The sequence below is a fragment of the Anaerocolumna jejuensis DSM 15929 genome, from assembly GCF_900142215.1.
Taxonomy (GTDB): domain Bacteria; phylum Bacillota; class Clostridia; order Lachnospirales; family Lachnospiraceae; genus Anaerocolumna; species Anaerocolumna jejuensis.
The window spans coordinates 206,624-217,343 of the sequence record NZ_FRAC01000013.1 but is presented as its reverse complement, the minus strand read 5'-3'; the positions used below and the strand labels follow the sequence as shown (position 1 = coordinate 217,343).

General features: G+C 39.7%; 10 protein-coding genes. All 10 read right to left on the bottom strand.

Going from position 1 to position 10,720, the window contains the following annotated elements; genetic code table 11:
• Window positions 1-247, bottom strand: a 247-nt coding sequence (locus BUB77_RS14255; RefSeq protein ID WP_139241190.1) for a helix-turn-helix domain-containing protein, incomplete at its 3' end; no start/stop codon positions are given.
• A gap of 186 nt (window positions 248-433) precedes the next feature.
• Window positions 434-2,101 (bottom strand): IS66 family transposase, encoded by a 1,668-nt coding sequence (tnpC, locus tag BUB77_RS14250; RefSeq protein WP_073277016.1) that lies wholly within the window; start codon window positions 2,099-2,101, stop codon window positions 434-436.
• Window positions 2,102-2,204: 103 nt separating this feature from the next.
• Window positions 2,205-2,561 (bottom strand): IS66 family insertion sequence element accessory protein TnpB, encoded by a 357-nt coding sequence (tnpB, locus tag BUB77_RS14245; RefSeq protein ID WP_073277015.1) that lies wholly within the window; start codon window positions 2,559-2,561, stop codon window positions 2,205-2,207.
• The gene (tnpA, locus tag BUB77_RS14240; RefSeq protein ID WP_073277014.1) at window positions 2,554-2,898 is read right to left on the bottom strand and encodes an IS66 family insertion sequence element accessory protein TnpA; all 345 of its coding nucleotides are present in this window, start codon (window positions 2,896-2,898) and stop codon (window positions 2,554-2,556) included. The genes tnpB and tnpA overlap by 8 nt, the downstream gene beginning before the upstream one ends.
• Window positions 2,899-3,088: 190 nt before the next feature.
• Window positions 3,089-4,018, bottom strand: a complete 930-nt coding sequence (locus tag BUB77_RS14235) for a hypothetical protein (RefSeq protein WP_073277013.1) — start codon at window positions 4,016-4,018, stop codon at window positions 3,089-3,091.
• A 20-nt stretch (window positions 4,019-4,038) separates the two neighbouring features.
• A complete protein-coding gene (locus tag BUB77_RS14230) occupies window positions 4,039-5,388 on the bottom strand; it encodes a hypothetical protein (protein ID WP_073277012.1) in 1,350 nt (449 codons plus the stop codon).
• 467 nt (window positions 5,389-5,855) lie between these two features.
• The gene (gene hydG / locus BUB77_RS14225; protein ID WP_073277011.1) at window positions 5,856-7,274 is read right to left on the bottom strand and encodes a [FeFe] hydrogenase H-cluster radical SAM maturase HydG; all 1,419 of its coding nucleotides are present in this window, start codon (window positions 7,272-7,274) and stop codon (window positions 5,856-5,858) included.
• The gene (hydE, locus tag BUB77_RS14220; protein ID WP_073277010.1) at window positions 7,262-8,341 is read right to left on the bottom strand and encodes a [FeFe] hydrogenase H-cluster radical SAM maturase HydE; all 1,080 of its coding nucleotides are present in this window, start codon (window positions 8,339-8,341) and stop codon (window positions 7,262-7,264) included. The genes hydG and hydE overlap by 13 nt, the downstream gene beginning before the upstream one ends.
• Window positions 8,342-8,720: 379 nt before the next feature.
• Window positions 8,721-10,148 carry an N-acetylglucosamine-specific PTS transporter subunit IIBC gene (gene nagE / locus BUB77_RS14215; protein ID WP_073277009.1) on the bottom strand — a complete coding sequence of 476 codons (1,428 nt, stop codon included), beginning with the start codon at window positions 10,146-10,148 and terminating at the stop codon, window positions 8,721-8,723.
• 45 nt (window positions 10,149-10,193) lie between these two features.
• A complete protein-coding gene (locus BUB77_RS14210; RefSeq protein WP_073277008.1) occupies window positions 10,194-10,694 on the bottom strand; it encodes a PTS sugar transporter subunit IIA in 501 nt (166 codons plus the stop codon).
• Between the last annotated feature and the right edge of the window lie 26 nt (window positions 10,695-10,720).

Sequence of the window (10,720 nt, the reverse complement as noted above, 5' to 3'; positions counted from 1 at the left end):
TTCCAGAACGAGCAGCATCAAATAGTGCTGCATCAATTCCACCGTCATAGTATTTTGAGATACAGAGACGCACAGTACGTTTACTTATGTTTAGTCTGGTGGCTATTACATCAAAAGAAATACCATCAGCTTTATATAATAAAATTCTTGCACGGTCGACAACCTGAGCTTGAATAGTTCTTGTTTTTGATAATGATTTAAGATATGTTTTGTCTTCATCTGACAAAGGTAAAAAGGTCTGCTTCATATTCACCAATCCTTTATATTTGATGAATATATTATAACACATATCAAAACATTATTATATATGGTACTTATTTAATTTATGATATACTAGTATGCCGTTATTTAGATAAATTCTTGTTTTAAGAGTAAATGGTAAATAATCAGTCCAGGCCAATAAATTCGCCGCCCGGTTGGGGCGGCGGTATATTTACCGTATTTTTAGTTTTCGACAATGATCAGGCAATTCCTCTGACCACGGCATTAGTTCTGCCAGTTTATCTTCCGGAACATTATTTCTTGGATAGTGCATTAACTGTTCCAGCAGATAAGAGAAGTACTCATACGGCTTGAGGCCATTCGCTTTTGCTGTTTCAGCAATACTGTATAAGGCGGCGCTAGCCTCTGCACCATTCTTAGAATCAATGATATGCCAGCTGTGCTTACCAACACAGAATGACCGGATACTTCTTTCTGCATCATTGTTATCAAGAGGTATTTCCGGATTCTCCAGGAATACTCTTAAAAACTGTTCCTGATGGATGGAATACTCAAGAGCACCTGCCAGTTTTGAGCTTTTATCCAGTCCCTCTTTCCTGGCATGCTCTTTTATCCACGCAAAATAGGCATCTACCAGAGGTCTGACTGAGTTTTCTCTATTATCCAGTCTTTCCTCAGCGGATGATTTTTCATACATATGATCAACATGATAGATAGCCGCGATTCTTTTGACTGCTTCAACTGCTGCTTTCTGACCAGGTGTGGAAGGACCATTTTTTCCAGTGGCTTTTACAATCTCAGCGAACCGTCTTCTGACATGGGACCAGCAGCCGGCAACCTTCAGGTCATCAGACCGTTCCTTCGCCAGGGTGTGGTATACCTGATAACCATCTGTCACAAGAGTCCCTTTGTATCCTTTTAGGAATTCTCTTGGAGCGGCAGTCCCTCTCGTTCCTGGATACTCGTAGAGGAAGACTGGTGGTTTTCCCAAACTGCCAGGTGAATGGTAGACCCACATGTACTGCTTGCTTTTTTCCGGCATTATGAATGGCGTCTCGTCACAATGTATATGATGGCTTTTCATAATCTCTGTCTTCATCATGCCATGTACCGGACCAAGATAGTATTGGTAAATACGGATCATCCATCCCACCATGTCTTGTCTTGGAATGTTGACATCATTTCTTAAAAACTCTTCAGAGAGCCTGTTTAGTGGTACTGCATTGACATATTTGGCATTAAAGATAGCTCCTGCCAGTTCCGGGGTAAGGATGCTGTGACTTAAGAGACGCGGAGGAACTTCTGCGCGGAGAATCCCCCCTGTATCATGATTTCCGGCATATACCTTGATGTGATGCTCCAGTACTTCGAAGTGAGCTGGTACATACTTGAGCTCCTTGTATATTTCATCAGGCAGATAATGCCATCCCCTTGGAAAGTGTTCTGAGAGCTCTTTTGCAGTACGTTCATGCGGTACAACGATGGTCTCGATATCCTTCAGATTGACATCACGCTTTCCCTTGGAACGAGGCTTGCGCTTACGAACAAGGACTGTTTCCATCTCCGGTTCTTCGGGAATTCCATTTTCAATCAGCGACTCAGCCTCGTTGAGGATACACAGGTTTTCAAGGTCAAAAGATAATTGGCCTTCTGTCGGCAGAATCTTCTCAGATTTCCTGCCAAACCGATTCTGTGTAAGAATGGAGATTTGTTCCTTCAGATTTTCAACTTGATGAAGCATCTGCTCATTCTGCTTTTGAATGGTGGTATTCTGCTCCGAAATAAGCTGGAAGCTTTCATGCAGCTGCAAGTACAGCATGACAAGCATATCTTTAGAAAGATTATTCAGTTCATCCTTAGTAATAATAGTCTTTTCCATAGGATTATTATACCATGAAAAGCTCTGGAATTCAGCATATTTTTGCTGCTTTTTAGCTTTGGGATAACGGATTCAGCTGTCAAGGTGCTTATAAAATCAAGAGTCAATAGAGTTCTGGTCTTACCTTGGATATGATCTTTTTCTGCTCGATGGAAAGCCCCTCCATCAGCCATCGGAATTGCTGCCCAGTAATTGATTGTGCTTCCTGTTGGTTGCGTGGCCATTGAAGATGACCACTGGTCAGCCTCTTATATAAAAGCAGCCAGCCATCGCCCTCATACAAAAGTGCTTTCATCCGGTCTGTTTTTCTTCCACAAAACAGATAGATACTTCCGGGCTCAGTTGGATCAAGCCCAAAAGAGCCACTGATGATAGCTGCCAGTCCATCCACCCCGCGGCGAAGATCCACATATCCGGTGCAGATATAAATGTGCTTAAAACCGGCAGCATCATTAAGCATTACGAACCACCTCCAGTACTCTGGAGAGAAGTTCCATTGGAGTTGATTCGCTAACTCCCAATACAGTATTTCCAATAGTGACGGTCATTTGATAAGTAAAATAATTTTCACCCGTTGTTGCAGGAACAGTTTTTTCCTGAAGTGCCGGCAGTTCAACAAAGCTATTATGTATCAGCGCAGCTTCTTTCACTTTTCTAAGCCAGTAGTAATAGGCATGGCGTGATATCTGGTGCTGTTTACAGTATTCATCGACCTTCAGACCGCTTTGACAACGGTCTTTAATGATCCTGGTCCACTCACTGAGTCGGATCTGGTTAGTTACAAGTCGTGTGTCCATGTCGAATTTCTCCTTGAGTTCTGTGTGAAAAGTTAGTAAGAAACTTTTTCAACTTTACATCATTATCTCAATTTTGCGCGGAGACCGAAAGTCGACGAGTTATTTACCATTTACTTTTAAGATGCAAAAAAGGAGCCCCACATCATAGCCGATTACCCGCCAATTTGCAGAAGCTCCTCTTCTTACCAGTTTATTCTGTTATAACGCAGACTGCGTTCTGCTTGATTCTGTCAAAATAATTTGATACTTGCTTTAATCTTCCACCCGTTGCATTTTTTAGCTCATCAACGCTATAATATCTTATATCACTTGTTGCATTCTCTTGACAAATATACTTTTGATCCAGAAAACTATAAGATAAGACACCTTGATATACATTTCCATCATCTGTGTATATCAGTATAGTATATTGGTTATATTTTACGCAACCTTCATCAAAATTAAGTACATAAACTTCAGTAGCCTTTGCTGTATCATAAAAAATAGGCTGATTCACCGGGTCTTTATTAACAGAAAAATATCTATTTCTGATTACTTGTTTAATTTCATCTAATATTTTTTCTTTTTTATCAAATTCTTTAAATTCAGGATTGTATGGCTCGCCTATCGTAAATTCTCCACTTGCTATTTGTTCAAAATCCTCTGCTTTATTAACAATATTTTCAAACAAATTTTCATTAGTAGCATCATTAGGAATGTTCGGTCCTATCTCTCCGTCTTTGCTAATTATAAATGTTTGATTGAGAGTATTAATATCATAATAATATTCAGGATATATATCCTTATCTAAATTCAATTTAACTAATATATACTCATCCGAAGAATGTTTAATACAATTGCCAATATAAAATATTTCATAAGGTATTGTTGAATTGGCAAATGTAACCTCATCCTCCTTATATGCACTAAAGTTTAGCATTTTATATTTTGTAATCATATACTGGTTAACTTCATTTTTTATTATAGCAACGGTTACATCGGGGAACTTATCGGCAAACTTAATATCATCAGTACTAACATCCTCTTTCTCATTCGGAGCTAAACCGGCTGATTGACCATTTTTAGAACATCCGATTAAGCTTATGCTGGCCAAAATTAGAATTAATATTAATTTTTTCAAGTTATCGCTCCTTTTATTCATTAAAAGTAATTGTCGGTACTATAACTGAAAAATACATTATAATACTGATTTTTGTATTTATTTATATAAGTCATAGTTGTCATATTACTACTTATTCCTATCAAACAAACATTTTTTATAGTAGATCCATTATATACCAAACTACCACCTGAGGTACTCATTGTTACAGAAGCTAATGCAACCCCTACAAAATAGCATTGTTTATCAATGCCTGTAGGTTTAGGTACTAATGTTGCAAATGTTGGTCTATCTTTAGTTGCGCTAATTGCACATGACAACCAAACAGACTTTGACCATGCTGAGCTACTAGTTTCAGGTACTCTCGCATGCTTTGTTTGATTAGCTCCATCAGTTCCAGGGTGAATTGAGGAAAATTGATATTTTTTTGTAGCAATATTATATATTGACTGTCCTCCAAATGTCGATGAATTAGCATTATATCGGTTTATTAGCACCCACGCAATTCCTGGCTGATCTGTTAAATTCACATTATTTTCTGCATAAATTAAACGTGCAGAAATTTCAACAGAATCATTACTTTCATACCATGATTCGTTATATGTTGTTATGGCATTACCAAAACTTGAATCAGCTAAAAGTAAGGCTGCCATTTGATCTACAGATGAATACAGTGAATTAGTATTCATCCCTTCGTGTGTTTTAATTCCAGCTTTATTAATATAGTATTCTCTAGATAAAGGATTATAATAACGCCCTCCATAATAATAATAACCGGTTTCTTTATCAAAGTAAAAGCCTGCAAATCTATATGGATTTACATTACCGATAAATGTAACATCATCCGACATATTTGTCCAATTACCTTGCACATTTTCTCCCAATATAATAACATTATTATTTTCGTCATAATCATATTTAACAACTACCTTATTTTCTTCATTCTTAATCTCAATTACGTTATTAGTATTTTCATCAAAAACATAGTTATAGCGGTTACCATTATAGATAAATCCAATAGTTTGGTTTTGCTCATCAACAATATATTCAACAATCCCACCGCCATTACTTTCACTAATCAAATTATTATTGTTATAAGTATAACATGTAATATTATCCCCATCTATCTTTTTTATTCTGTTGCCTAAACTGTCATATGTAAAAAATACAGTATGATTATCTATCAAAGAATCAATGGAATCAACTTGTAAATACCCTTCCATTCTATCAGCAAACTCTTGAGCATGGTCCACCAAAATAGAATCTACTATATTTTGATCATAAACTTCATTAAAACTTGTTGAAGCCTTAACACTAATACTCATAGGACTTAAAATTATTGACATGATTAAAACACTTGATATTATTATTTTGTTAAATGTAATTTTCATATTTATACCCCCTTAGTATATTCGGAAATTTTAATAGTTACTATTTATATAATTTGAACAACGGAATCCCCTCCCATCCAAAATATTACAATTCATATTTATACCATAAGCCAATTAACATACTTTGTCCATATATTTTGTCTATTCTACATGTTTTTTGCCTAATCTACTTTTATCTTATATTATTTCTGTTTTTATACTTATTTCTACTGTATAAACAAACATTCTTATATTTCCTTACCTAATCTGATGTAACTGATTTAACTTCCAGCTTTTCTCTATCACCACTATTTCCTATAAGTCAACTAAGAAACTAAAGTTATTCACGTTTATATTTTCAAATGTGATTAAGTATTTGCTATATATAATAACTCTTTAAATAAAAATGTTCCCCTTGTGGTAAACAGTCTTATAATTAAACTATTTACCGCAACGGGAACATATCTTTTTGCAAAGGATTCCGTTTCTTAGAACCTGAAATCCCTCTTACCTTCATGCACCTGTACTAAGTAATCCTTTGCAATGGTTTTAACCTTTTCATTGGTTACCTTTTCAATTTCTTTTTCAATGAGAGCCTCTCCCTTTGCCCTTGTACCTTCAGAAGCGTAATCCTCCAGATACTCTTTTAATGTCATTAAGGCATTAGGCTGGCAGCAGTTGGCTATCTGGCCGGATTTTACGAGCTTCATAAATCGGTCTCCGGTTCTGCCTTCCCTGTAACAGGCGGTGCAAAAGCTCGGAATAAAGCCCATCTCCAGCAGCCAGTTAACTACCTGGTCAAGGGTCCTCTTATCCTCCACGTCAAATTGCTTGGAATTATCGTCTTCATCCTCTTCCTCTGCATATCCGCCGACGCTGGTTCTGGAGCCACCGCTTATCTGGCTGATGCCAAGCTGAAGCACCTTTTCCCTTGTCTTTTTGGATTCCCTGGTGGATACGATCATTCCGGTATAGGGAACTGCAATACGAAGTACCGCGACAATCTTTTCGAAAATCTCATCGGATATGGCATCACTGAAATCCTCCGGATTAATATCCTCAGCCTGTCGGATTCTCGGCACACTGATGGTATGAGGCCCTACTCCAATGGATGCCTCCAAGTGCTCGGCATGCATTAAGATTCCGACAAAATCATAACGGTAAAGATTCAGGCCAAAGAGCACTCCAAGTCCTACATCGTCGATACCGGCCTCCATGGCCCTGTCCATAGCCTCCGTGTGATAAGCATAGTTATGCTTCGGTCCGGCAGGATGGAGCGTTTCATAGCTTTCCTTATTATAAGTCTCCTGGAAAAGAATATAGGTTCCGATGCCGGCTTCCTTTAGCTTCCGGTAATTTTCATGGGTAGTGGCGGCAATATTGACATTTACCCTGCGGATTGCGCCGTTCTTATGTTTGATGGAATAGATAGTGTTTATACATTCCAGTATATATTCTATGGGATTGTTGACCGGGTCCTCCCCTGCCTCCAGGGCAAGACGCTTATGCCCCATATCCTGAAGGGCAATTACTTCCTTCTTTATCTCTTCCTGGGTAAGCTTCTTTCTTGCAATATGCTTGTTCTGATGATGATAGGGACAGTATACACAGCCATTTACACAATAGTTGGACAGATAAAGGGGAGCAAACATTACGATGCGGTTGCCATAAAATCTGTTCTTGATTTCCTTTGCCAATTGATACATTCTCTCATTTTCTTCCTTCAGGTCACATTCCAGAAGAACAGCCGCCTCCCTGTGGCTGATGCCCTTCATTTCCTTTGCCTTCTCAAGAATGCTGTCAATTAATTCTTTGTTGCTTTTGTTTTCCATGGCGTAGGAGAGAGAATCCTTAATCTCTTCATCATCAATAAACTCTTCCGCTTTTTTGGATTTTACATCGTACATAAATTTTCCTTCCCTTCTGCTTCAAATGTATAGGGGATAAAATCGCCTCTGGCGGTTACTATCTCATGTCCTACGGTTAACATCCTTCTTTGCAGGCAGGACCTGCATTCTGCAGCTTCGTCTCCCGTACAGATTTTGTTATCATACAGCTCATATTTCTTTCTCACCCTGACCGGTGATAAATTTGGCATTACTACATTGGCTCCCCAGGAAATTCCCGCTTCCCTGCCCATTGGATGAATGGTTCCAAGAGCTGTCGTAGCCGGTAGTAAGCCATTTGGTATCATAAGCCTTAGTATGGCGATCATTCTTAAGGTCAGTTCATAGGAACCTTTGGGGTACTCCTTAAAGGGCGTGTCATGATGGGGAAGAAAGGGCCCTATCCCAACCATGGCAGGTTCCAGTTCCTTTATGAAAGCCAAATCCTTTGCAATACATTCCGCCGTTTGAAAAGGGGAGCCCACCATAAAGCCTGTTCCTACCTGATATCCCAGCTCCTTTAAATTCCAAAGGCACTGCTTTCTTTCCTTTAAGCTTAAGCTTTCCGGATGCAAAAGCCTGTAATGCTCTTCATCGGCTGTCTCATGGCGCAGCAGGTATCTGTCAGCTCCTGCTTCCTTATACCGTTTATAGGACTCATAGCTTTTCTCTCCGATTGAAAGTGTAATGGCGCAATCGGGATATTTATTTTTTATGCTGCGGCATATCTGCTCAATATCCTCATCGCTGTACCTTAAATCCTCTCCGCCCTGAAGAACGAAGGTACGAAAGCCAAGCCCATAGCCCTCCTCGCAGCAGGACAGAATATCCTCCAGAGTCAGCCGGTACCTTACCGCATTTACATTACTCTTTCTGATGCCGCAGTAATAGCAGTCATTCTTACAATAATTCGTAAATTCAATCAGCCCTCTGGTAAATACCTTATTTCCAAAGAACTGCTCCTTTACCTGAAAAGCCTGTTCCTTTAAATACAAGGCATCCTCTTCGCTCATTCCATTAATAAGAGCTGCAAACTCTTCCGGTAAAAGTTTTCTGTCCCGTTTTAAGATGTCTATTAATTCCTTCATGGCATCCTCCTGTTATCATCAAAAAAATCCCTATGCCGGGGCAATGTGCCCATAGGGTTATTCCCCGGCATAAGGATTCATAATATGCTGCTGCCTCCGGCACCTTCCGGCAAAACTGCCAGCAGTGCTATTCGTGGAGATTATTATGATGCTTCTGCCTTTTCAATCGGGGCGGACCCTTTTAATCAGTACATACTTATCTTTTTGTATCTGCATTTATTATACTACCGCCTTGTGAATTAGTAAACAAAATTTATCAATAAACTTTCGAATCATCATAACAATATACAAAGGTGCCGTAGTACCCCCCCAATACAGTACCACAGCACCTTTAATCTGAACCTTCTATTTCATTTCCCCTCAATTACTTACAGTGAAGCTAAATCATCTTTTTAATTTCATCCGCAACGAACTGAACCTGGGTTCCTATGATAACCTGAACGCTGGTCTTGCTGGGACGGATAACACCTGCGATACCGGCAGATTTAATCATCTTTTCATTGACTGCCGTATAATCTTTAATTTCAACACGAAGTCTTGTGATGCAGTTGTCAATGGTGGAGATATTCTGCCTTCCGCCTAGTCCTTCCAGGATAACTGCCGCGATTTCCGTGAAATTGTTATTTGCTAAGGTAACCTTCATTTCTGCTTCTGTGTCATCCTCTTCCCTGCCGGGAGTCTTTAAATTAAATTTCGTAATTACGAAACGGAATACCACATAGTAAATTACAAAGAATGCAAGGCCAACAGGAAGCAGTAATAAAGGATTTTCTGCCATAGGAGCATTGAAGCTTAATATGTAGTCAAATAAGCCGGCGCTGAAGTTAAAACCTGCTCTTGCAGGCAGCAATGCTACGACAAAACAGGAGATACCTGTCAATACTGCATGTATTACATATAAGCCGGGAGCCAAAAACATAAAAGAAAATTCCAAAGGCTCTGTAACACCTGTTAAGAAAGCACAAAGTGCTGCGGCTCCAAGTAAGGAGGCTGCCACCTTCTTTTTATTGGATTTAGCCGTATGATACATGGCTAATGCTGCGCCAGGTAAACCAAACATCATAACCGGGAAATAGCCGGACATGTACATACCTGTCTCTCCATAGGTACCGGTGCCCTTCCAGAAATTACCAAGGTCGTTGATATTGGCAAGATTAAACCAAAATACATTATTCAACGCATGGTGAAGGCCTGTAGGGATTAACAGCCTGTTGAAGAAACCATAGAGGCCGGCACCGATTGCTCCTGTACTGACAATTGCTTTTCCAAAGGCAACCAGGGCTCCGTATAAAAAGGGCCATACAAAATATAACACAACACTTGACACAACAGTAATACCGGCAGCTACAATTGCAACACATCTCTTACCGCTGAAAAATCCAAGATAGTCCGGCAGCTTTGTGCTCTTGAATTTATTATAGCTGTAGGAACCGATAAGACCGGCAAGAATACCCACAAAAACATTCTCTATACTGGCGAATGCAGGGTCTGCGTCCGCTCCTGTATACATGGCAACTGCGGCACTGGATAATAAGGTAGTAAACAGCAGCCAGGAAACGAGGCCGGAAAGTGCGGCAGTACCATCGTTGTCATCGGACATACCGACAGAAACACCAATTGCAAACAGCAATGCAATGTGGTCAATGATTGCTCCTCCTGCTTTTATCAGGAATGTTGCAATAATATTATTGGCACCCCATCCGTTGTGGTCAATCATATACCCGATTCCCAGCAGAATACCCGCTACCGGTAAGCATGCTACTGGAAGCATCAGTGATTTACCCAGTCTTTGTAAAAACTTCATCATAAAAATAAATCCTCCTTTTTATTATCCTGTATGAAACAGCTTATTTTATTTTTTAACTGTCAGGGCCTTTTCTAATTCTTCCAGCTGCTTTCCTGTAACGGGAATGATTTCCGAATAGGCTGCCGTATTGCAGACCAGCACCGGCGTGATGACATCATAGCCCGCTGCCTTTATCTGCTCCATATCAAATTCCAATAGCAGATCGCCGGCTTTTACCTTATCCCCTGTGCTGATAAAAGCTTTAAAGAATTCGCCTTTTAAATTCACGGTATCCAAGCCCACATGTATTAGAATTTCCGCCCCCTGCTCTGATATAATACTGATTGCATGCTTTGTCTCAAAGAGCAATCCGATGGTTCCATCTACCGGAGCGACCACCCTTCCGGTCAAAGGCTTTATTGCAAGTCCGTCGCCCAGTATTTTTTCACTGAACACCTGATCATTTACTTCCTTTAAAGAACATGCTTCCCCTTTCACCGGGGAATAAATGATAATGTCCTTGTCCTTATTACTTAAACCCAATTTATTCATTAATCCGCCAAGCATATTTCCTCCTAACCACCAGCCTTGAT